We start from the raw sequence: 23,567 nt of genomic DNA, 5'->3' as shown, positions 1-23,567 counted from the left end.
TTATTTGATCCCTCGTAATTATTTTGAATATTGTAAATCAATCTTTCTTCTGAAAAATTTTGAATAGCCTCCTTAGTTACTCCTAAAGCTTTTGCAATCTGTTCCAGTTTATCATCTTCAATCTGTGGAGATTGCTCAATCTTAGAAACGGCCTGTTGGCTAATGCCCAGTTCTTCTGCAAGGGTTTCCTGTTTCATGCCCCTCAGTTCTCTGATACGGCTTATTTTACGTCCTATGTGATTTGGTTTTGTTGCTGTTTCCATATTCCAAATATAGTAATTATTCCTAAAAAAACACCAGTAAAAAACAACCATGGAAATGTAAAAAACAATTGGCAGTGGTTGGGGACACGAACAAAGGAATGTTATTTTATGAAAAACATGGAAACGATGAAAACAAAATCAATCACAAAATTTCCCTTACAAGATAAGCTCCTTGGTCTTTTAAGGAGTTTGATTTCCATCCATTCGGTATATGTCATTGATATAAACAGGAGCAAAAACAAACATATTTATTATTTGCACACCAAAAGCAAACAAGAGCATCTGGAAGCAATCTATACTTTGCTCATTGTAGGTAATAAGACAATCAATAAGAACCTGGATGATCTTATGGAGGAATTGTACAATAAGTTGAAACAGCGCTGTAAGGTGAATATCATATTTTGCACCTTGCCCAATATCATGGAAAGGATTGATATTGGCGATAATTTCCTGACAGGTACCTTAAAGGAAGCACCTTGCATGTACAGGGAGGACAATGCCCTATACAGATATGGACAATATGGTTTGATGTACCATATTTCTATATACAGAGAGATCAAGACCGTTTGGAGACACCGCATGGAACGTGCGGTTTATTTGATTTCTATCATAGACGTTATCCATGATAATGAAGAACCCTTATCAAAACTGGCAGTGCTCCATAAGGCCATGAAACAGATATGTTTGGGCCTGTTGTGCGTTTTTTGGGAATTTAAGCCCCACCATTACACACTGTCCTATCTAATGGATTTGTGCACCACCTTCACATCCTTGCCAAATGAGATGTTTCCCCAAACCACCTTTGGACTGCAACGCCAGTATTATATGCTCTGCAACGCATCCGAGATCATGAGTTTTAAAGGTACAAATGATTTTGGGTTAAGGGATGTGGATAAAGTTCTGAAACGCTGCAAACAGTTCCATCAAAAAGCCAATCAAATAGGGAAGAGGCAACTAGAACATCTTAAGGTGCTCCATTGCAAACCATCCAATCATAAAAAACCATAGGGTCATGAAAAATAAAAAAGCAAAAAAGCAATCCAAAAAAAAACTTGACAAGAAGCAACAAGAGCTGAATAAAATAGCACAGGAACACTTCAGGTTGCTCACCCCAACTTCAAGAATAAGGGGAGGGTACTATGTAAACTATGTCTATCTGTGCAATTATGAAGAGCTGGGATATACGTTGGAATCCGTTTTAAACATATGCATTATGGCATTGGACGGTTATGACCCAAATAGTGAAGCAAGGGACATCAGGGAGGCCCACAAACAATTTGCCGATGTATTGGAGTTTACCAAGAATCTGATTCCCCATGAGGAGCTTGAATTTTTGGATAAGTCCAGAAAGCTGCTGATAAAGGACAGTAAATAAAACTTAACCCAAATCTTTCTGGAAATAACACTCATTGTTGAGTGTCAAAAACTAAAAATCATGAAAAACAGAACAGACCAAATAGAAGGACAGCCCTTAGAGGGTACCTTGATAAAAATGAAAAAGATCAAGGAGTTGAGCGAGGAAAACTTTGTATTGCTAAGACCCATTGAAGGAGCGCAGGAAGGTTATTACTTAAATTACTGTCGAGTCTACGATTATGTTGAACTGTTCTCTATTTTAAAATCCACACTCAATGTATGCATTCTGGCCTTAGAAGAACAACAAGACTTGACACTACATTTAAAGAATAAAGAATCCGATGTAAAAAGAGTTTTGGAATTTGCAAAAAACCTAATGCCCTTGGAAGAGGGTATTTATTTGGATGAAATGAGAGACCTCATGCTTTCGCAAGAAGAAGACCCTAATTAAAATTCAAAAATGATATGGAAAGAAATGACACCAAGGACATGACAGACAAGGAAAAACTAGAAGTAGTTTTTGGGTTATTGAACCCAAGAGAGCGCAAACACTATAGGAGGGAAGACAGCCCCACCATCCAGGAGGTGACCTTTGAAGTGACAGACAATGGCGAACTGCGGTACATCATATCCTGCCTGCTCAGGATATGCATCCTGGCATTGGACAGTGAGAACGACTTTGCCTCTCCAAGACTGTCTAATTGCTCCAAGGACCTGACCATAGCTACTGTATTGGACTTGGTGGACAGCATACTTCCAGATGCCCAGTTGGCAAGCTATGATGCCATTGAAAAATTATTATTGCCAAAGGAAATAGTTTGATTAAGAAACCTTAGTTTTAGAACACGACTTATCTTCTCACCAAGGAGGGCGAAAGAAAATAAGTTAGGTAATACAGTTAATTCTCAATTGACCAAGTAAAGGCAAAGAATGAAGGTTCAATTTTTTTAATTAAAGCAATTGTAAATTTATAATTATTGATAAAAGAGCTTTTTATCATAAACAATAATATCATAAAAAAATATGTATTTTTTTTATGTCAGAAAATTAATGTACATTTAACCATATTCTCTCCTAAGTTATTAATAGCAAAAATCTAGTAATTAAAATTCGTCAATACATATTTGGCTTAAGCTTTTAATGCAATGAAAAGAACTTATAATGTTTTAATTATAGATGATCACCAAATAATAATTGACACATTTAAAATGGCTCTGTCTTTTGTTGAAAGAGAGGCTAAGGATGTACAATTTGAGATTGATGATGCCAAAGATTGTGAATCAGCTTTTAAAAAAATCAAAAATACTTTTAAACAGAACAAAATTGATTTGATATTTTTGGATATCAGTTTACCTCATTCTTCAATTAATAGGATTTTTTCGGGGCAAGATTTGGGAGTGTTAACTAAAAAAGATTTTCCTAGTACTAAAGTAATTATATGCACAAGCTATAATGATAATTTAAGATTAAACAGTATTCTTAAAACTATTAACCCCGATAGCTTAATTCTTAAAGGCGATATTGATTTTAAAGAAGTTGTTGTTGCCATTAAAACAGTTTTGAATAATGAATCTTATTTCTCTAAAACGGTTGTTGAATTACTTAAAAAGAGGTTTTCAAATGCTATTGTTCTAGATGAAAATGATACACAAATCTTGAAAGAACTTTCAAATGGTTCTAAAATGAAAGAATTAATGCATATTATACCACTATCTAAATCTGGAATTGAAAAAAGAAAACTCATACTAAGGCAAAAACTAGATGTTATAGGCTCTAGCGATAGGGATTTGGTTTTGGCTGCTAGGGAGAAAGGATTCATCTAAGGCTTTTAACAATTGCATTTTCCACTTTTGCCTACTTTTTGTATGAATTTGAATTCCATTCAAAGTATTCATAGTTATAAATTTATTGCAATAATATTCTAATTAGTTCTTTTTATGGATAGTTTAAAAACTCTTTTCTATTATTTAGAGGCTGAAAACATATCAGTAGATAAGGAAGAGTTCGACTTTCAGTTCAATTCCCACCCTGATTATCCTTCTTTATTGGCATTAAATGATACATTAAAGTTTTTCAATATAAACTGCGGAGCTTTTAAGGTTAACAAATCAGAAATAGAGCTATTGCCCAATAAATTCATCGCTCGATTAAAAAAAGAAGATAAGGACTTTTTATCGTTCGTGGTAAAAAAGGATAGTACTTTTATATACACAAACGGAAGTGAACAAAAATATCCAGTTTCAAAACATGATTTCGAGTCATTATGGGATGATGTTGTATTATTAGTGGAATACAATGAAACTATACTACAACCAAAATCAAAAAATTTGCTGTACAAATTATTATTATTATTAACTGTAACATTTTTTGTATCCATCTTATTTATGATCCTTCCTAATATTTGGTTTAGTTTCTTTTGTGCTTTACCAATAATAGGATTGATTTTTTCTATTGCAGCTTTAAAAGATCTATTTATTACCAAAAGTGAATTATTGGATAAATTTTGTCACGTAACCTCCTTAACCAGTTGCAATACAGTTATTAATTCAACAAAATGGAAGTTGTTGGACACTATCAGTTTCAGTGATTTAAGTATTATATTCTTTTCAACCCAAATTATAGCATTGTTCTTAATGGGTCTTTCTAATCATGCTACCGATTACTTTTACATACAAACCAAACTACTTCTAATTGCCTCTCCAGTTTTAATGGCTTCACTATATTATCAAAAATATATTGAAAAAAAATGGTGTCCCATATGTTTGGTAATAATAGGTGTTGTTATAACGGAATTATCATGTGTATTTATACTTAAAAATAGTTTTGATTTTAGTATCGATCCATTTGGTTTGCTCTTGTTTTTAACAACAGCTGCATTATTAATGTCAATTTGGTTTCCACTAAAAAACAGTTTAAAGAAAATAAATCATTTAAAGGCAGTTGAATTAAAAGCTAACCGTTTAAAAAGAAATTATGAACTCTTCAGTAAGATGTTGAAGATTTCTGAACATTATAATTTACCAGAAAGTTTATTGGTATTTGGCAACCAAAAAGCGCCATTGCGCATTCATATTATAACCAGTCCATATTGTGGACATTGTAAAGACCCCCACTATATTCTAAAATCTGTTCTGGACAAATATGAAGAGCAACTGAATATTTCGATGCTTTATAATTTGAATCCCAAAAATTCGAGGTTAAGAACATTTTTAACAAGTTTGATCACTTTAAGCAAAGAAAATCAGTTACGGTTCTATGAGGCTATGGACTATTGGTATGAAACCAAAGATGATGAAAAATGGCTAAGTAAATACAAAATAAATATAGGTGCATTTGAAATAGAGCCTCTATTAAAAAGTCAACATCTATGGTTTAAAGAACATGGCTTCAATTTTACACCTTGTTTGTTTATAAATGGATATCAATATCCAAAAGCTTATGATATTGCAGATTTACCCTTTTTTATTGAGGAATTAATAGATGATAAATCTTATTCTAAAAAATTAAATAAGCTAAAAGAAGCGGAAGCCGAAAAGCTATAACAGAGTAGGCAAATAATTTAATATCATCATTATGAAAAAAATTAGTTTAAAGTCAGCCTTGGAATTTCTTACAAGAGAAGAGATGAGAATAATTAGCGGTGGTAGTGGGGCTAGCTGTGGTTTTTCCTGTGCAGGACAAGAGGGAAGCTGTTTAAGCAGACAATGCACATGTGAAAGTTCTACTAACACTTGTGTTACAATCACCTAAAAATAATTATCCAAGAAGTTATTGTAACTCAATTACTTCTTGGACTTAATTTTAAATTATGAGAGTTAATCGAATACTAATAATCACTTCTTTTCATTTATTATTATTTTTTCAACTGTTTTCTCAGTCCAATTCAAAATTGCAAGAATTTGAAATTAGAGGGACTTGTGATATTTCAGAGGGGAAAATATTATTATCAAGAACATCAAAGGAAGATTATTATAATTATTCTTTAGATAAAGACACAATTTTCATAAAAAATCATAAATATATTATTAAAGGAAGAATAAGTTACCCCCAAATGTTCAGATTAGTTGTTCCTAATTATTTTTCTTCTAATTACTTTTTGGTTACACCAGGAATACAGATGTTTAACATAAATAGCCAAGACGACTGGGACTTACAGGTATTGGACAACAGGTTTAAAAATGAAGCTAAGCATTATATAGAAAAGTTTGAGGAAGTTTATCAAACGCGTCAACTAATATTTAAAAAGGAAGAAGAGCTATATAAATTAGAGAATGATGATGAAAGGAAAAAATTAGATAAATACTTGGATTCTTTGCATTTACAGAATTTAAAAAGAGCGGATGAATGTTTATTTACTGCAATAAAAGAAAAAAGTAATTCGATTTATCTCTTATGGATATTAGACAGGTATTTAAATATTTTTGGATATAAAAGCATTTACGAAAATTCTTTTGATGCTTTAAATCCACAAATAAAAGATACTCAAACAGGAAAATTGGTTAAGGACAAAATTTTTGAATTAAAAATATTTGGTATTGGAAAAATATTTCCAATTAAAGAAATTGACCATAAAACAATTTTAAATTCTAAGAATGAAAAATATTTTCTAATTGATTTTTGGTTTAGCAATTGCGTTCCATGTTTAGAAGAATTTCCAAAACTAAAAAAGATTTACAAAAAATATAAATCAAGAGGTTTTGAAATTATAGGTATTTCTACTGACCAGACCAAGTATATTGAAAACTGGAAAAGGGTAATAGATGAAAAGCAATTATTGTGGACACAGTACCTTGATGAGAATGGAATTGAAGCAAAAAAATATAATATAAATTATTTTCCTACTAACTTTTTGCTAGACGCTGAAGGGAAAATTTTGAGAAGAAATATTAAGCCGTCTCAGTTAGAAGAATTCCTAATTTCAAAATTATATGTGAATAAAAAATAATTTATTGTCAAATTATGACACTTGAGCTTTCAGACAACAACAATTCATTTTTAAATGGTTTAAAGGCAATCAAATTTAATTATTTAATGATAAAGAAAATAACGGAATTAGAAGAAGTAGACGAAAATTAATAAAATATAGAGAGATTCATGTTTTAAATGCGGAAGCCGAAAAGCTATAACAGAGTAGGCAAATAATTTAATATCTTTATTATGAAAAAAATTAGTTTAAAATCAGCAAAGGAGTATCTCTCAAGAAGCGAGATGCGGGCTATTAGTGGAGGAAGCGGTTCTGACGGCTGCCTTGACCTTCAGACTTGCAATTGGAATTCAGAATGTGGAAACAGTTACTGCAATAGGTGTATACCATCACCTTGGTCAAATGAAGCAGGATATTGTGCAACTTAATTTTTTGACAGAATGGCCCATTAAATTGGTTATTTGAAATTTAGTTCAATTTAATGGGTTTTTGAATAAATTAATTTAAAAAATATGAATCATTTTCTAAAAAACAGTTATTTCATTACCATTGCTGTGATGCTTATGTTACATTGTGTTCCGTCCACTGAATCAAAAAATGAATTTACTATTTCTGGTTCTGTAAAGGGTGCCTCGACGAAACAATTAATATTATATTATAAAAATAAAGAGAATAAGTCAATAGCTGATACAATTCCTATTAATAATGGAAATTTTAAGTTTATTGGATATTTAAATAATCCTCAAAAAGTAGCCTTGACTGGAAATGTAAAAGAAAGAATTTATGACAACCAAAATATTGCTAGGTTTTATATTGGTGAGGACAAGGTTTCCTTGCATTTAATTGAAGATGAGTTTAATAAGGTTAAAGTCACTGGTTCAGACATTCAAGATGAATATATTAAATACCTCAAACAAACAGAATCATTATATAAGAGAATTTATCCAATAATGTTAGAAAAAAAAAGCTTAATGAATCAAGTTTATAATGGGGATGACAATGCTATAATTGAAAATCAGTTAAATGATCTAAATAACAAGCATTTTACACTCCTTGATTCAATAAGAACTAAAAATTTAAGATATGCATGGAATCATCCTGATTCCTATTTGGCTGCTGATGTAATTTTGTTTTATAATACGGCACTATCAAAAGATTCATTAAAAAAATATTATACTAATTTAAGTGAGCCAGTAAAGACAAGTTTTCAAGCTGAAGCCATAAAAAAAATATTTAGTTTAAATAATAATATAGCAGAGGTTGGAGAAAAGGCCCCAAACTTTTACACCAAAACCTCCAATGGAAAAGAAATTAGTTTAACTCAATTTAAAGGTAAATATGTATTATTAGATTTTTGGGCTGGCTGGTGTATACCTTGTTTAAAAAAACACTCAGAATTAAAGGAACTTTATAAAACCTATCATCCTAAAGGTCTTGAGATTATAGGTGTTTCTTTTGATAAGGATAAAAAATCTTGGCAAGATAACATCAAAAAGGAAGAAGTAAACTGGTATAATGTTTTTGTTGGGTTGGATAATATTAAGAAAGATGATGCCATTAGTAAGAAATATAATATTCAGCCAATTCCAGCCTACATATTAATTGATAAGGATGGAACAATCATTGGTCGTTACCTCAATGCAGATAAAGATAGTAAGGATATGGAAGACCTTGAAAAAAGCTTAAAAAAACTTCTTAAATAATCTTATAACATTGAGTAGGCAACTTTTGATCACCTGTTATTTAGGTAAATTTCCATGGTATTTTAGCCTGTTTTTAAAATCCTGCAGTTATAATCCAACTTTTGATTTCATTATTTTTTCAGATTGTCAACGAACGAAATTAAAAGTCCCAAGTAATGTAAAAATATTACCCTTTTCACTTGAAGTTTTTAATCTTGTGGCTACCCAGAAATTAGGATTTAAGATTGCTGTTAAAAATGCTTACAAATTATGTGATTTTAAGCCTGCTTACGGTATTATTTTTTCAGAATATATTAAGTTTTATGATTTTTGGGGAATAACCGACATTGATATCGTGTTTGGTAGAATGAGTGAGTTTATGACGGAAGAATTACTGGGTAAATATGATGTTATTTCTGTTAGAAATGATTACCCAACAGGGTCATTTATGTTGTTCAAAAATAATATATTAATTAATAACCTTTTCAAAAAAAGCAAAGATTATAAAAAGGTGTTTCAATCTGATACACATTATTGCTTCGACGAATGCAATTTTAAACATAATTTTTTGCAGGGAGGTGTTGATATTTTTGATATAGATTGTGATATAGAAAGTATGCACCATGTTATAAAAAAAGAAGAGGCAATGAACGGATTAAAAGCTCATTTTGATTTATTAATTATTGAAGGCCTACCTGGACAATTAAAATTTGAAAAGGGATTACTTACGTTTAAAAATGAATTTGAAGTACTGCTTCATCATTTAATTCTTTATAAAGCTAATAGATATGCAAGGAAAAAAGAATGGAAACATGTTCCAAATATATTTTATATAGATAAGTATTTAATTAGGAAAAGTAAATCAAACTCTATAAAAGGTTTTTTAGTTTATGGAATATATAACAAAATTATTCCATATTTAAACAAATTAATTTTTAAATGGGAATACACAATTTCAAATATCCTATTTATAAAAAGAAAAGAGTTTAGAAATAATAGCTATAAATTGAATGGTTTAGATATAAAAATAGCTAATAATGAGGCAAAAGAAAATTTAATTTATTTTAATGGTGTTAAGGCTAATAATCAATTAATAAAATCAATTTTAAATAAAAATAGTTTTTTTGTCCAGTCATTCCCTTCTGTAAAATATCATTTAAACGAAGATAAAGGTGAATTAATTGAGCTACGTATAAATGGGTTAACTCAAACCTTTAAAGAAGAAAATTTTAATCAGTTTTCATAGCATTTAGTTGGATAGAAAAATAACTATATGAGCTTAAAAAAATTCCCTTTTTATAGGCAAACCGAGAGTAAAGATTGTGGTCCAACGTGCTTAAAAATAGTTGCCAAATATTATAAAAAAACAATAAATATACAAAAATTGCGTAGTGCTAGTGAAACTACCAGAATGGGTAGTACATTACTTGGATTAAGCGATGCTGCTGAAAAGGTTGGTTTTCATACCGTAGGGGTAAAAATATCTGTTAAAAAACTTTTAGAAATAACTCTGCCATGCATACTACATTGGAATAAAAACCATTACGTTGTTCTGTATAAAACCAAAAAAAAAGTGTTTTACATTTCAGACCCTGCTCATGGTTTATTGCAATATTCAGAAAATGAACTTTTAAGACATTGGATAGGGAATAATGCCAATGATCAAACTGAAGAAGGCATTGCGTTATTACTAGAGCCTACTCCAAAATTTTATAACTCAGAGTTTGATGCCAAAAAGAAAAATTTTGGTTTTTCTTTTCTTTCAAAATACGTTTTCAAATATAAACGCTTTCTATGGCAACTCATTGTTGGATTAATTGCCGCCAGTTTATTACAGCTTATATTTCCGTTTTTAACCCAAAGCGTTGTGGATGTTGGAATTAAAAACCAAGACATCCATTTTGTCTATCTTATTTTGTTTGCTCAATTAGCATTGTTCATCGGAAGAACATCTATTGAGGTAATCCGTAGTTGGATATTATTGCATCTAAGTACTCGGATCAATATCTCATTGGTATCAGATTTTTTCATTAAGCTCATGAACTTGCCCATTGCCTTTTTTGATAGCCGTATGACTGGAGATATATTACAGCGTATCAACGACCATAAGCGTATTGAACGTATCTTAACAACATCTTCATTAAACGTCTTGTTTTCCATGGTCAATTTGGTGGTGTTTAGTTTTGTATTAGCCTATTATAGTTTGCAATTGTTCTCTATTTTTTTAATAGGAAGTTTTTTATATTTCCTTTGGATTGTTATTTTCTTGAAAAAACGTAAGGATTTGGATTATAAGCGTTTTTCGCAAGTAAGCCAAGAACAAAGCAAAGTTATAGAACTCATCAATGGTATGCAGGAAATAAAACTCCATAACGCCGAAAAGCAAAAACGTTGGAGTTGGGAATTCTTGCAGGCAAGATTATTTAAAATATCTATTGAAAGTTTAGCTTTGGAGCAGTATCAAAGTGTAGGTTCGGGTTTTATCAATGAGGTCAAAAATATCTTGATATCAGTACTATCTGCAAAATTAGTGATTGATGGGGATATTACTTTAGGTATGATGTTAGCGGTTAGTTACATTGTTGGGCAGCTTAACTCGCCCATCGCACAACTTATCAATTTTATAAGAGAAATTCAGGATGCTAAAATTTCTTTAGATCGTTTGTCTGAGATCCATAATAAAGATGATGAAGAACAACAGGATATGGAAAAAATCACGACTCTTCCTTTGGGACTTGACCTGCATCTATCCAAATTATCCTTTAGGTATATAGGCTCAGACCAAATGGTATTAAGGGATTTGGAGCTTACCATACCTGCAAAAAAAATAACTGCAATTGTTGGAGTTAGCGGAAGCGGTAAAACCACTTTAATGAAATTACTCTTAAGGTTCTATGACCCCAATATCGGGACATTGAAAATAGGAAAATATGATCTTCAACACGTTTCTCAAAAATCGTGGAGAAACGAATGTGGTGTCGTTATGCAAGAAGGTTATATCTTTAATGATACCATTGCCAATAACATTGCGGTTGGAGAGGAATTTATAGATAAGCAAAAATTGGCTCACGCAGTTAATGTTGCGAATATCAAGGATTTTATTGAGGCTTTACCACTATCCTATAATACTAAAATAGGAATGGAAGGTATTGGTGTTAGTACAGGACAAAAACAACGCTTGCTCATTGCAAGAGCAGTCTATAAGAACCCGAATTTTTTGTTTTTTGATGAAGCTACATCTGCTTTGGATGCCAATAATGAAAGAGTCATTATGGAGAATCTTGATATATTTTTTGAAGACAAAACGGTTGTCATTATTGCACACAGATTAAGTACAGTTAAAAATGCTCATCAAATAGTTGTTTTGGATGAAGGTAGAATTGTTGAAGTTGGGAATCATAATGCCTTGGTAAAACAAAAAGGAGAATATTATAATTTAGTAAAAAACCAATTGGAACTTGGCAATTAAAAATCAGTATTTTACTTTTCGCTAATGCTTGTAAAACGATGAATAATAAAATAGAAGACTTAGAATTAAGGAGCGAGGAAGTACAGGACATACTAACTACTGTACCACATTGGATGATCCGCTGGGGAAATGTTATATTTTTGGCGTTGATTTTATTGTTGTTATTTTTATCTTGGTTTGTCAAGTATCCTGATATTATTATTTCTGAAGCATTAATAACTACTCAAATACCTCCACAAAAAGAATATGCTAAAATCACCGGAAAATTTAACGCTATTTTGGTTAAAGACAATGAAAAGGTGAATAATAATCAGGTTTTGGCTGTTATTGAAAATACCGCAAACTATAAAGATGTATATAAATTAAAATCTGTAATAAACACCATTCAAATCAATAACAAGTCGTTTAGTTTTCCAATTGATAATTTGCCAATTTTATTTTTAGGTGATATTGAATCCCAATATGCTCTGTTTGAAAATAGTTATATTCAATACAAACTGAATAAAGAACTGAAGCCATATTCAAATGAGGCTAAAGCAAACAATTATTCGATTTTTGAACTAAACAAGAGACTTAAAAGCTTGCAGTCCCAAAAAGAGATTAATAAAACAGAATTAGATTTTAAAAATAAGGATTTACAGCGTAATAAATCCTTATTTGACAAAGGTATAATTTCTTCACAAGATTATGAAAGTAAGCAGTTGGAATATGTACAGGCTGAGCGTAATTATAAGAATTTTGAATCGTCAATATCACAAATTAGAGAAAATATAAGCAATGCTTCAAAAACCTCGAAAGGAACAGAAATAAATAGAATAAAAGAAGAAATGACATTACTTAAAAATGTCATTCAATCATTTAATCTACTCAAAAAAGCCATAAGAGATTGGGAAAATCTATATGTTTTAAAATCTAATATTACAGGCAAAGTTGCTTTTTTAAATTATTGGAATATAAACCAAACTGTTAACCAAGGAGATTTGGTTTTTACTGTTATTCCTGTTAAAAATTCTTCTTATATAGCGAAATTAAAAACTCCTAGTCAAAATTCTGGTAAAGTTGAAATTGGACAAAAGGTAAATATTAAAATAGAAAACTATCCTGATGCCGAATTTGGTGTAATCAATGGTATCGTTAAAAATATTTCAATTATTCCAAACAAAGATGGATTATATTTAATTGATGTAGATTTACCACAACCCCTAATCACTTCTTATAATAAAAAAATAGATTTCAAACAAGAAATGAAAGGTAGTGCTGAGATTATTACGGAAGATTTAAGGTTAATTGAAAGATTCTTTTATCAATTTAAGAAAATGTTTAGTCGCTAATTATTCTTAAAAGAAATTAAAAAAAAACCTAGTTTCAAATTTTATACAACTTTTAAAGTTTTAAATACGATTTCAGTAAGTTTTACTGAATAAAATACAGCTATCATTATAGAAACAATTGTTTCAGTGCAAACTCTTTGTAAATATCATTGAAAATCTTAGGAAAAAGCAAGAGGGTAATACACTACAACATGTACATTTACATTTGATTTTAAAGCTGTAAAAACGATGTTTTATTATTACAAATCAATAATTTTTTGTTTGTACTTTTATAGCTCAATTGCATCTAAAATAACTTTTTATCTTTAAGTTTTTAAATCTCCCCATTTATGAGTACCTAGGTCATTGTAATTCCAAATCTTTAATTCTTCAACGGTATGATTACACTCAGATTTACACAAAGTTAACGGAATGTTGAAGTCGCTATCGAAGAAATTATTTTAAGAAAATTTCATAAGTTTTGATAATCATTAACTTCATTTGTTCTTTAGAATTTCGTACATTTATGTCAGATAGAAAGACAATATTCAGCAAACTAATTCAATTAAAAAGGTCGTTATTGTAACACCTTACATTAATTAACATAGCAAAACCCTTATAAAATTAAGAATTATGAGTCAGGTTTGAATCCAGTCGAAAAATATTATATAAATAAAATAAAGTTATTTTTCTATTTCTAATTTGGTTTAAATACAGTGGAAGGAAGTTTTTGAAAAAAAAACAGCAATTCCTAAAATTTTTGAGATATCTATTATTTAGACATTTTGGTAATCATTCTTTGAGTTTGCAATGTTTCTATCCAGACTTCATGTAGTGGATTGTTATCTGAATGTCTATTTGCGTCCTTTACAGCATGGTCGTAATCTGTGCGCCAACTTCCTTTGTAATGTCTGTTATTGTTTTCACAAACTGCTCTGTGTTTTACTGTGAAAGTGGTATTGTCATTTTCAAATTTTAATACTGCCATGATGAATATTTTTAAGGATTAGATTTTATTTAGAAAATTTATTGGAAAAGTAAGGCGTATACCAATATCGTTTCTTTCAAATAGTTTGTAATCTGTGTCAGTACTTTTGAATAAGTCGAGAAAATTATAGTATAGTTCGGCATTAACTATTGATTTATTTTCTTTTTTTACATCCTTGAGAGCAAATAATAAACCTAGCCCAAAGTTTAATCTAGGTTTTAGGTTGTCTAGAAACACATATTGAGGGTTTATGTGAAAAGCTGCTTGATTATTATGAAATAAAAAATAGTAGAAATCGGAATATAATTCGACTCCTTTGATTTTTTCTTTATAATCACCTGTGTAGACATTGAATTTTGTAGTGGAATTTCTTTCTCCTAATGTTGTGCCAAATTCTTGTGTTTCACTAATTTCTAGTTTAGTTAAATCTCCAAAATTATTAGTATAGCTGAAGTTTAGCCCATTTGTCCAATAGAACGTTTTAAAAGAATCAGTCGAATTCCAGTTATACCAAGAATATTGAACCCCAAATACATGACTTACAAATTCTTCTTTCATAATTTGGCTATCTAAGTTTTTCGATGAATCAAATAATTTAAACTTATCACTACTTACTTCATATGAGAGACTGAACCATCTTAAAGCAAACTGGGTTACATCAAATTCTATTTTGTTAGATTTATATTTAGAGACTAATTTTATATTTGATTCTAAAATCTCAATTTCGGCATTAAACGTTTTAACTAGATCGCTTAATGAATCTATTTTCCTTTTAACAATAATATTTTTGTTTTTTAGTATATCTAATCTTTTTTCAGATAATTTCTCAGTTAGAATTTTGATATTTAAATCATTTATTTCTATTTGTAAATCATTTATTTCTTTTTGCTTTTGTTTGGTTTTATACTCTCTTTCGGCATTATTTGGTAATGATTCTATTTCTCCTTTTTTCTTTTTAAGTTCTTCAGTCTTGATGTCTACGCTTAATTTATAATTATTTATTCTTAGCTCAGAGTCATTCTCTATTTCTATTGCATTTAAATTTTTATTATACTCAATTTCATTTTCAGAAATTTCATTTTTTAACGACGCTAATTTTTGGTTCCTAATAAAATCAATATTTTCTTTTTGTTCTTTTATTAATTTTTCTTCATATTGTTTTCTAATATGCAAGTTTTTTACTCCTACTTTAGACGATTTAGAGGGGTCAATAAAATGATAATTAGCTTTTAAAGAAATATTTGTATTTAGCTTTGAATTACTAAAAACCGATGATATCCCATCTGAAACACCAGCTTTAAATTCTGCAACAAATAATCTGCCGCCTTTAGTAATAATAGTAGGTGCAAATTCTAAAGAAGAGTCTTCAATATTTATTGAAGCAAAGTTCCCTAATGAGTTATTAGACTGTCCTGAAACAATATTTGAAAATTGAATATTTAAAACTTTAGCATATTCATCATCTGTTAGCTGATTTTTAGGGGGCTTTGGTGGTTTTGAGACAGGATCGGTTACTTGCATACTGTCTTGACTTTGTTGAGAAAAAAAACTTGTATAACTAAATAATAGGAGCAATAATAAAATTATGCTTTTGTGAGATATAATTTTCATAGACATTAAAATTAATTATATAAAAATCTAAAATAAACGATTGCGATAAGATACCCAATGAAGGATATTTATGCTATATAATTAATTTTACCAACTAAACTAGGAGAATGCTTAGTACTTATTTGATAAATATAAAATAAGTTATTTAAATAACAACCATGTTTTCATTTAAATTGAACTCCATCTAAACTCAAAGTAAACTTCATTGAGTTTAATTTAGGATATCGAGTCCCAATATGGATCTCAAAATTCCTTAAGCTACGCCGGCCTTCAAATTTTATAAATAAATTAGAGGTTTTAAATATAGAAATTGGTTAGGGGTAATTATTTAATTTTAATATCAAGTATTCTAATGTAAGCAAACTAAAATTATTAAAAATTAAAAATTCTTATTGTACTTAATTTAATTAACTAAAACAGAAATCAATTAAGAGTTTTAAAAGAAGGACAATCCATCTCTCTAAAAATTAACAACACTATCTAAAGCATCATCGGTATCTCTATGAATAAAATTTGCCTGATAATTTAAGGTTGTTTTTAAATCGCTGTGGCGGTATAATTTCTGTAGCATTAATGGGTTAATCTTATCCCCAGCAATGTTTCCAAAACTATGTCTAGAAATATGATTTGAGAGATTTTTATCAATATCGCAAAGTAGAGCAATACGTTTTAAAAACTTATTGAACAATTTTGTGGCATTTCTAGTTTTTATAAAAATATCTTCAGCATTGTTGCAATCCGCATTCCTTAAAAACGGGAATACATAACCATTATTTTGATTACTTTCCTTTTTATAGAACTTTAATATAATATCTGCTTTGTCAGGGATTTTTAAGCTCAAAGGTTTTTCATTCTTGTTCATTATATAGAACAAACGATTATCTTTAAAGTCAGACCATCTTAATTGTACTATGTCTGAAATGCGAATGCCAGCAAAATAGAAGGCTACAAGCCATACATTACGTGTATGCCAAATAGAAGACCATTTTTCTAATTCCAAATTTTCAATTCGTTCTATCTCTTCTATAGTCAGTCCGATTTTATGGCTAGTTCCTATCTTAATTTTTTCTTTTTCATTGGCAAAGGGATAAAATTTAATATCAATGACATTTTCTTTGATAGCGATATTAAAAAGGGTACGGATAAAAATAAGTTGATTAGTTATTGTTCGAGTTTTATGTCCCAGGTAAGTAATGCAAAATGTTTTATATTTTTTAATAAAAGCTTCATCAATATCTAGGAAATTGAGTTTTTGGTTTTTCTTAAAATATGCAACTGCATCTATAAAGGAATATTCAGCTTTTCTACCATTACTTATACGTTCCTTTCTGCGATTTTTTATACCGCTAATTATTTCTGATTTATTTAACGAACGTTTTAAAGTAATAAACTCTTCTAAATTATAAAGGATGGACAATTCTGACTTTGCAACAGAGAATGTACCGCGATTGTATTTAGTCTCTATTCGTTCCCCCGCAACTGAAAAAAAAGATTTCTGACCACCTGGCCCGACCACTTTTTTTTTCATTTCTTTACTGGAAATTCTGTCATTGACTTCGAAAGAAATATCATTAGCTTCAGTCAATTTTTTCAATAAAAAATTATTGATTTTTTGAGAATTAGGGTGTGTTCTTTTCACTTTTCCTTTTACTTCATCCCAATCCTTTTCATAGATATATATACCTATAAAGCTATAGTTCGTTTTATAATCTTTGCTAATTCTTAATGCTAATGGTACAGTACCATCTTTACGCAGTTTGTTTTTACGAATTACAATTTTTATGGATGACATAAGCCTCGTTTTATAATTAGTATTAGTGTAATTTAAATAATTTAAAAAATGGGTACAGAATCAGTGTTTGAAAACACAAAGTAAAGACGCCAATATTCTGTTGTACATTTTTATGGAAATGCCTATTTTAACTATAATTTACAAAGTATTTTATGTTAGTATAAAGATAATAAAAATAATTAAAAAATGGGTACAGAATAGGTACAGAATAATTTGATTTTAGATAGTATTAATTGCGATCAAAGAAAATCATTAGTCGTGTAAGTAATTGATTTTAAGTTTGTTTAATTAAAATTGATTTTGTAATCTTTAGGCTCATAACCCGAAGGTCACTGGTTCGAGTCCAGTTCCCGCTACAAGAAAAAAGGTTTCAATCACTTGAAACCTTTTTTTATGGGTTATATATAAAATGAAAGTTTTTAAAAGCTGTTGGAATATAGCTTTACAAAATTAGATTTTAGTGATACTTTAAAACAACCCTTTTACTAAGTCGTTATTTAACCCAATATCTTTTGGGTTAAACTGCATTTTTTCTTTAAGAAGAGCGGCGTAAACACTTCTAAAATCGGTTTTATAAACTAAATCACCATTGTCCAGATTGTTTAAGTCTGGGTTGCTGCCAAGTACCTTTCCTTTGTTTTGTCCGCCAATAATGAGCATAGGTGCAGCAGTTCCATGGTCAGTACCGCTTCCATTATCCTTTACGCGCCTTCCAAATTCTGAAAATATCACAAGGGTTACTTGTTCCATTAATTTGGCATCCTTCAAATCTTTATAAAATGTGGTGACGGCTTCGTCCAGTTCTTTTAGTTTATTATGATGTATGCCTAACTGGTTATTGTGCGTATCAAAACCATTAAGAGAGGTGTAATATACTTTTGAATTTAAATGCCCTTTTATTAAACGGGCTATCCATTCCATTTTTGATGCTAATTCAGACTTTGGATAGGTTATTTCAGTTTTCGATTGTTTCAAGGCATCTTGTATTTCTTCGGCTCCTTCATTAACCGAATAGGATATTTTTCTGGCAAAGTCCAATTGAGGATTACCTGAAAGTGTCACGGTTTCTGTTTCGGTATCCTTAGGTTTGAACTGTCTTACATTTTTTACTGTAATGAAATTAGGTTCTTCCCCTTTTAAGGATAAGGTATCAATGGTATCCAAATTAATGCCCGCAGTTGGCATATGCCCGTTACATTGCAAATCCAGATACCTGCCAAGCCAGCCATTTGATAAATATTCGTTTGATGCTGAAGCCGTTTGCCATATTTCTTGGCTCCTAAAATGGGACCGATTGGGTTCAGAGTATCCCACGTTCTGAATAACACTCAGGTCACCTCGTTGTTGGATATTTGAAATGCCTTTTAGTATGGGGTGAAACCCCATACCGTTGCTTTTATTGATAACTTCATGTTTTGAGAAACCTATATTGGGCCTTAGAATGCTGTAAAGGGGATCATCATATGGAATAAAGGTGTTGAGTCCATCATTGCCACCATTAAGTTGAATGAATACTAAACATTGTGAATTATCATTAACAAAGGATTGGTTTTTAAGTGCAAACAAGAAGTTGGGAACTATTAAAGCACCTCCTGTAAATGTTGCAGAAACGGATAAAAAGTGACGTCTGTTCATGTTGTTTGCTAATTATATTACTTGAAATTCAGGGGTTTTTACAATGTAATTAAACACTCTTAAAACGGCAGCATTGGCATTTGGGCTGCTAGCATCAAAATCGTATTTGAGAAGTGTTTCCATATCGGTTTGCATATCATTGCTAACTTGAAAAACCAAACGATCTGTAAGAGATTTTATAATCTCCTTGTTGTTCATGGAACTAGTATAAAGGTTTATTTCTGGTCTGGTTTTGCTTTGTGTTTTTTTACCACGAAGCATTTTTCCCGTGCACAACAAATCAGCAACGTTGTTGCGCTGAAGGTAAGTCTGTGAGGATAACCAAGAATTTCCTCCATCCCATCCTTTTACATTGGGTTGGTTGAAGAGTTCCATGCCTTGTTGTTTTAAAAAGAAGAGAATGTGTTCTGGTTTTTCTATGGCAATATTCAACTCATTTTTTAATTGAAGAATATACCGTAAAGGGTCTTTGATTTTCTTGCCCTCAATATCATGATCATAGGTTTCAGTAAACATTTTAACCAATAAGGGCTGTATTTCAAAATTAACCTCCTTAAAATAGTTTCCTAAAGTTTTGATGATTTCCTCTTCAGGATCATCCTCGATAAACCATTGTATCAATTTTTTTGTAACTAAGTAGGGTATGGCGGGTTGATCAAAAATGATATCAATCATATCATCCAATTTAAAAACGCCTGTTTTTCCTAAATAAGTAATGGGGTCATTATTTTCAAAAAAGCGTCTGTAAATCCCGGATTCATCACCGTGGCTTAAGCCAGCTAATGCTTTGGCACCACTTTTTATGTCATCTTCTGTATAATTTCCAATACCTAAGGTGAACAGTTCCAATAGTTCTCTGCTTAAGTTCTCGTTAAAGGCATTGTCCCTATTTTTTTCGTTATCCAGATAGCTTATCATGGCATTGGATTTTATAATTTCCTTGGTCAAGGTCTTAAAGTTCCCAAAAGCATACCGTCTCAAAATCATGTGGTGTTGGTAAATCCAATAATTGACTTTTACTTTTTGTTGTGTAGAGACAAAATGGTTGTGCCAAAAGCATATCATGTTTTCAATTAATGGATAGTTTGAGTGCATCATTTTATCAAGCCACCATTTTTGAAGTTCAATAGCCGCCTGGCGCTGTCTTAAATTGTAAGCCTTTTTCTCATCTGCTGAAAAGCTTTTGATTGTCTTACGGAGTTCCCTGTAGGCTTTGATTGTTTTTGGGACATCTTGTAAACAGGCTGGTAATTTGGTGTCAACGGGAACATTAAATGAGTTGTTTAAAAAATTCGTAAAACCCGATGCTTCAATAGATTTTGCTTGCGCAGAACTAAATCCTAAACGTAAAGACCAAAGAACCGATTTTTTCATTTTTAAGTATTTGAATGTCTGTATGACAATTATTTATTGATTTGGTTTAATTGTGAACTTAAATTTATAACAGTTTACTAATAAATTAACTCTTAATTTGTTATTATGACAATTATTAGGCCTCATTTTGACGATTTGTTTACCCATAACAAACGATAACTGAACTTTTTTATGCAATTCATTAAATAGATTTGAAAAAAAAAAGTTTATGGTCTCAAGAATTGCGAGTTGGTTTTGTGCTGTTATGTTTTTAACTCATGGTTTTGCCATCGCACAAACTAGTTATTCTGTTATCAAACAACAATCTGTTGCTGCTATTACACCTTCAGATTATGTTAAGAATTTAGGGAAGGGTTTTGACGTAACCTGGTCTGAGTTCACAAAATACATGGGCCTGTACAACGAGCAGGATGTGATAGATTTCAGTAATGCCGGTTTTACAAATGTTAGGATTAGGATTGGAGAGGCGAATCCAGATGCGGCCTTCTTTGCACGTCTTAAAACGCAGGTTGATGATTGCCTGGCCCACGGTATTTACCCCATAATAGCCTACCAAGGTGCTTACGTGGAAGATATTGCATCCACTGATGAAGATGCTAGACAGCATTTGGTTACTTGGTGGCGTAATATGGCTCAAGAATTCCAGGGTTATTCCAACATGCTTGCATTCGATATTCTGGTTGAGATTTCAGGCAATTACAAGCTTAATTATACAGCCATCAACAGCTTTTACGTAGATGTTTTGGCTGCCATTAGAGAGACCAACCCAGACCGCATCGTAATTTTTCCTCCCGTTAAAACATCAGACCCAAGCTATTTGCAATATTTGGAAATCCCTCCAAATGATCCATATACGATGGCGGAATGGCACTTTTATGCGGCTGGTCCATCAACGGATCCAACCAACAAAAAGTACTGGAATGATGGTAGCACAGACACAGAGAGGGGAAATATTACGGACCCCATTAAAACGGCGGTTCAATGGATGCAGGACACAGGCTATAAAACTTGGGTAGGAGCCTGGATGGCTGGAAACTACAACAAAGGAAATAATTTCTCTATTCCAGAGCAAGTGGCTTTTGCTACGTTTATGACCCGAGAGCTGGCCAAGGCCAATATTCCATGGTCCATCAATGTAGGTAACAAATACTATGATTACGAAACCAATAGTTGGTTTACCACGACAACTGATGCTGCAGGATTACCTGTGAGAGATGCCATTCTGGATACAGAAAAAATTGCCGTTTACCAGAATCAAACTTATGGTGGTGCATCTTATAGATTGGCACCAGGAAATTATGACATGGCAGACCTTCAAGCTATCGGGTTTTACCAATCTGTTAGCTCCATCATGGTACCTTTTGATTTTGTGGTTGAATTGTATGATCAGCCCAATTTCCAAGGACAAAAAATGACCCTAACAACAACCCAAGAGAGTTTAAATGGTTTAGTAGTAAAGTCTTTAAAAGTTATCGCTCTTAACACCTATTCAGGGACTTTAGGAGTTGAAAGCTTTACAAAGACCAACAGAACTATCTATCCAAATCCTTTTAAGGATGTTGTTCATTTAAAGGGGTTTGACAATATAAGCAATATAGCTGTCTATGATATTACTGGAAAAAAAATGGCATTTAAAATAAACTCCAAACCTATCTCTGAGTTAGATTTTTCAAATTTCCCAAGGGGAATATATATTCTTAAAATCAATTCTAAGGTTTATAAACTCATTAAACACTAAAAACAAAAATAAACTAAACTTAAATTACATTAAACATGAAAACTAAACCATTTTATTCACAAATTCTTTTTTGTGTATTGCTATTACTCTCGGCTTGTTCCAATGAAGGGATTGAAAATTCAAAAGCATCAACTCCTGAACTCAATGTAAAAGCAAACAGTACAATAAACTTAACAGGAGGAGCCATTACACCTTCAGATTATATTCAGAATTTAGGGAGAGGTTTTGATGTGACTTGGTCAGAGTTCACCAAATACATGAATTTATACAACGAGCAGGACGTGATAGATTTCAGCAATGCCGGTTTTACCAACGTTAGGATCCGAATTGGTGAAGCGAATCCAGATGCGGCCTTCTTTGCCCGTCTTAAAACACAAGTTGATGATTGCCTGGCCCATGGCATTTACCCCATAATCGCCTATCAAGGTGCCTATATAGAAGATATTGCTTCTACTGATGAAGAAGCCAGACAGCATTTGGTGACCTGGTGGCGTAACATGGCTCAAGAATTCCAGGGATATTCCAACATGCTGGCTTTTAATATATTGGTAGAAATTTCAGGTACTTATAAACTGAATTACACGGCTATAAACAGTTTTTACGTGGATGTACTTGCCGCCATACGTGAAACCAATCCAGACCGCATCGTGATTTTTCCACCCGTTAAAATCTCAGATCCAACCTATTTGCAATATTTGGAAATTCCCGCGAACGATCCATATACAATGGCAGAATGGCACTTTTATGCAGCTGGCCCTACTACAGATCCTACCAATAAAAAATACTGGAACGATGGCAGTACCGCCACAGAAAGGGAAAATATCACAGGCCCCATTCAAACGGCCGTTCAGTGGATGCAGGCCACAGGCTATAAAACTTGGGTAGGAGCCTGGATGTCTGGAAACTATAACAAAGGCAATGATTTCTCCATTCCAGAGCAAGTGGCTTTTGCTACGTTTATGACCCGAGAGCTGGCCAAGGCCAATATTCCATGGTCCATCAATGCAGGCAATAAATACTATGATTACGAGACCAATAGTTGGTTTGCCACGACAACTGATGCAGCAGGGATACCGGTAAGGGACGTATTGTTGGATACCGAAAAGATAGCCATTTACCAAAACCAAGGTTACGAAGGAGCGTCCTACAGGCTTGCACCAGGAAATTATGATCAGACAGATCTACAGGCCATTGGGTTTTACCAATCTGTTAATTCCATTATGGTGCCATTTGATTTTGAGGTTGAATTATATCCCAAACCAAATTTTAAAGGCAAAAAAACAACCCTAACAGCAACCCAAGATAACATGAATGGTATTTCTTTTAAATCTATGAAAGTTATAGCCTTAAACAATTATTAATTTGGATTACTGCTTTCAAATAAAAAGGCCCTTAAACATTTAAGGGCCTTTTTATTTATTTTAT

At 31.5% G+C, this 23,567-nt stretch carries 19 protein-coding genes; 13 read left to right on the top strand and 6 right to left on the bottom strand.

Going from position 1 to position 23,567, the window contains the following annotated elements:
- Positions 1–263 (bottom strand): helix-turn-helix domain-containing protein (locus IEW94_RS16865; protein WP_229669410.1); only part of this gene is annotated, 263 nt, incomplete at its 3' end.
- A 126-nt stretch (positions 264–389) separates the two neighbouring features.
- Here IEW94_RS16865 and IEW94_RS00705 point away from each other — a divergent pair.
- The 11 genes from IEW94_RS00705 to IEW94_RS00655 all read left to right on the top strand — a co-directional run bounded on the left by IEW94_RS00705 (position 390) and on the right by IEW94_RS00655 (position 13,025).
- Positions 390–1,271: a hypothetical protein gene (locus tag IEW94_RS00705; RefSeq protein WP_188649345.1), complete on the top strand. Its 882-nt coding sequence runs from the start codon at positions 390–392 to the stop codon at positions 1,269–1,271.
- Positions 1,272–1,275: 4 nt separating this feature from the next.
- Complete coding sequence (locus IEW94_RS00700) at positions 1,276–1,638, top strand: hypothetical protein (protein ID WP_188649344.1); 363 nt, start codon at positions 1,276–1,278, stop codon at positions 1,636–1,638.
- Between the two features lie 60 nt (positions 1,639–1,698).
- A complete protein-coding gene (locus IEW94_RS00695) occupies positions 1,699–2,070 on the top strand; it encodes a hypothetical protein (RefSeq protein ID WP_188649343.1) in 372 nt (123 codons plus the stop codon).
- A 14-nt stretch (positions 2,071–2,084) separates the two neighbouring features.
- Positions 2,085–2,441 (top strand): hypothetical protein, encoded by a 357-nt coding sequence (locus tag IEW94_RS00690; RefSeq protein WP_188649342.1) that lies wholly within the window; start codon positions 2,085–2,087, stop codon positions 2,439–2,441.
- 323 nt (positions 2,442–2,764) lie between these two features.
- A complete protein-coding gene (locus IEW94_RS00685) occupies positions 2,765–3,442 on the top strand; it encodes a response regulator transcription factor (protein ID WP_188649341.1) in 678 nt (225 codons plus the stop codon).
- Positions 3,443–3,556: 114 nt separating this feature from the next.
- A complete protein-coding gene (locus tag IEW94_RS00680; RefSeq protein ID WP_188649340.1) occupies positions 3,557–5,161 on the top strand; it encodes a vitamin K epoxide reductase family protein in 1,605 nt (534 codons plus the stop codon).
- A 347-nt stretch (positions 5,162–5,508) separates the two neighbouring features.
- On the top strand, positions 5,509–6,564 hold the full coding sequence (locus IEW94_RS00675) for a TlpA family protein disulfide reductase (protein WP_188649339.1): 1,056 nt from the start codon (positions 5,509–5,511) through the stop codon (positions 6,562–6,564).
- A gap of 491 nt (positions 6,565–7,055) precedes the next feature.
- Positions 7,056–8,246, top strand: a complete 1,191-nt coding sequence (locus IEW94_RS00670; RefSeq protein ID WP_188649338.1) for a redoxin family protein — start codon at positions 7,056–7,058, stop codon at positions 8,244–8,246.
- Between the two features lie 10 nt (positions 8,247–8,256).
- Positions 8,257–9,471, top strand: a complete 1,215-nt coding sequence (locus IEW94_RS00665) for a DUF6625 family protein (RefSeq protein WP_188649337.1) — start codon at positions 8,257–8,259, stop codon at positions 9,469–9,471.
- A gap of 27 nt (positions 9,472–9,498) precedes the next feature.
- Positions 9,499–11,694, top strand: coding sequence for a peptidase domain-containing ABC transporter (locus IEW94_RS00660; RefSeq protein ID WP_188649336.1), 2,196 nt, complete (start codon positions 9,499–9,501; stop codon positions 11,692–11,694).
- Between the two features lie 38 nt (positions 11,695–11,732).
- Complete coding sequence (locus IEW94_RS00655; RefSeq protein WP_188649335.1) at positions 11,733–13,025, top strand: HlyD family secretion protein; 1,293 nt, start codon at positions 11,733–11,735, stop codon at positions 13,023–13,025.
- 751 nt (positions 13,026–13,776) lie between these two features.
- Here the strand turns inward: IEW94_RS00655 and IEW94_RS00650 are convergent.
- From IEW94_RS00650 to IEW94_RS00630, 5 genes are all read right to left on the bottom strand, one after another.
- Positions 13,777–13,992 carry a hypothetical protein gene (locus IEW94_RS00650; RefSeq protein ID WP_188649334.1) on the bottom strand — a complete coding sequence of 72 codons (216 nt, stop codon included), beginning with the start codon at positions 13,990–13,992 and terminating at the stop codon, positions 13,777–13,779.
- 18 nt (positions 13,993–14,010) lie between these two features.
- The gene (locus tag IEW94_RS00645; protein ID WP_188649333.1) at positions 14,011–15,513 is read right to left on the bottom strand and encodes a hypothetical protein; all 1,503 of its coding nucleotides are present in this window, start codon (positions 15,511–15,513) and stop codon (positions 14,011–14,013) included.
- Positions 15,514–16,063: 550 nt separating this feature from the next.
- Positions 16,064–17,395, bottom strand: a complete 1,332-nt coding sequence (locus tag IEW94_RS00640) for a tyrosine-type recombinase/integrase (protein ID WP_188649332.1) — start codon at positions 17,393–17,395, stop codon at positions 16,064–16,066.
- Between the two features lie 468 nt (positions 17,396–17,863).
- Positions 17,864–19,030 carry a DUF1501 domain-containing protein gene (locus tag IEW94_RS00635; protein ID WP_188649331.1) on the bottom strand — a complete coding sequence of 389 codons (1,167 nt, stop codon included), beginning with the start codon at positions 19,028–19,030 and terminating at the stop codon, positions 17,864–17,866.
- A 12-nt stretch (positions 19,031–19,042) separates the two neighbouring features.
- Positions 19,043–20,404, bottom strand: a complete 1,362-nt coding sequence (locus IEW94_RS00630; RefSeq protein WP_188649330.1) for a DUF1800 domain-containing protein — start codon at positions 20,402–20,404, stop codon at positions 19,043–19,045.
- Positions 20,405–20,612: 208 nt separating this feature from the next.
- Between IEW94_RS00630 and IEW94_RS00625 the strand changes: the two genes are divergently transcribed.
- Both IEW94_RS00625 and IEW94_RS00620 read left to right on the top strand, forming a co-directional pair.
- Positions 20,613–22,142, top strand: a complete 1,530-nt coding sequence (locus IEW94_RS00625) for a cellulase family glycosylhydrolase (protein ID WP_188649329.1) — start codon at positions 20,613–20,615, stop codon at positions 22,140–22,142.
- A 35-nt stretch (positions 22,143–22,177) separates the two neighbouring features.
- Positions 22,178–23,503 carry a glycoside hydrolase family 5 protein gene (locus IEW94_RS00620; RefSeq protein ID WP_188649328.1) on the top strand — a complete coding sequence of 442 codons (1,326 nt, stop codon included), beginning with the start codon at positions 22,178–22,180 and terminating at the stop codon, positions 23,501–23,503.
- Positions 23,504–23,567 lie beyond the last annotated feature (64 nt).

Origin of the sequence: Yeosuana aromativorans, assembly GCF_014646655.1 — a bacterium.
Classification (GTDB): Bacteria; Bacteroidota; Bacteroidia; order Flavobacteriales; family Flavobacteriaceae; genus Yeosuana; species Yeosuana aromativorans.
This window is presented reverse-complemented; position numbering and strand designations above follow the sequence as displayed.

Bases quoted from the DNA above. Each gene is read 5' to 3' on its own strand.
- IEW94_RS00705 (WP_188649345.1), top strand. From the start codon at position 390: ATGAAAACAAAATCAATCACAAAATTTCCCTTACAAGATAAGCTCCTT.
- IEW94_RS00700 (WP_188649344.1), top strand. From the start codon at position 1,276: ATGAAAAATAAAAAAGCAAAAAAGCAATCCAAAAAAAAACTTGACAAG.
- IEW94_RS00695 (WP_188649343.1), top strand. From the start codon at position 1,699: ATGAAAAACAGAACAGACCAAATAGAAGGACAGCCCTTAGAGGGTACC.
- IEW94_RS00690 (WP_188649342.1), top strand. From the start codon at position 2,085: ATGGAAAGAAATGACACCAAGGACATGACAGACAAGGAAAAACTAGAA.
- IEW94_RS00685 (WP_188649341.1), top strand. From the start codon at position 2,765: ATGAAAAGAACTTATAATGTTTTAATTATAGATGATCACCAAATAATA.
- IEW94_RS00680 (WP_188649340.1), top strand. From the start codon at position 3,557: ATGGATAGTTTAAAAACTCTTTTCTATTATTTAGAGGCTGAAAACATA.
- IEW94_RS00670 (WP_188649338.1), top strand. From the start codon at position 7,056: ATGAATCATTTTCTAAAAAACAGTTATTTCATTACCATTGCTGTGATG.
- IEW94_RS00660 (WP_188649336.1), top strand. From the start codon at position 9,499: ATGAGCTTAAAAAAATTCCCTTTTTATAGGCAAACCGAGAGTAAAGAT.
- IEW94_RS00655 (WP_188649335.1), top strand. From the start codon at position 11,733: ATGAATAATAAAATAGAAGACTTAGAATTAAGGAGCGAGGAAGTACAG.
- IEW94_RS00650 (WP_188649334.1), bottom strand. From the start codon at position 13,992: ATGGCAGTATTAAAATTTGAAAATGACAATACCACTTTCACAGTAAAA.
- IEW94_RS00645 (WP_188649333.1), bottom strand. From the start codon at position 15,513: ATGCAAGTAACCGATCCTGTCTCAAAACCACCAAAGCCCCCTAAAAAT.
- IEW94_RS00640 (WP_188649332.1), bottom strand. From the start codon at position 17,395: ATGTCATCCATAAAAATTGTAATTCGTAAAAACAAACTGCGTAAAGAT.
- IEW94_RS00635 (WP_188649331.1), bottom strand. From the start codon at position 19,030: ATGAACAGACGTCACTTTTTATCCGTTTCTGCAACATTTACAGGAGGT.
- IEW94_RS00630 (WP_188649330.1), bottom strand. From the start codon at position 20,404: ATGAAAAAATCGGTTCTTTGGTCTTTACGTTTAGGATTTAGTTCTGCG.
- IEW94_RS00625 (WP_188649329.1), top strand. From the start codon at position 20,613: ATGGTCTCAAGAATTGCGAGTTGGTTTTGTGCTGTTATGTTTTTAACT.
- IEW94_RS00620 (WP_188649328.1), top strand. From the start codon at position 22,178: ATGAAAACTAAACCATTTTATTCACAAATTCTTTTTTGTGTATTGCTA.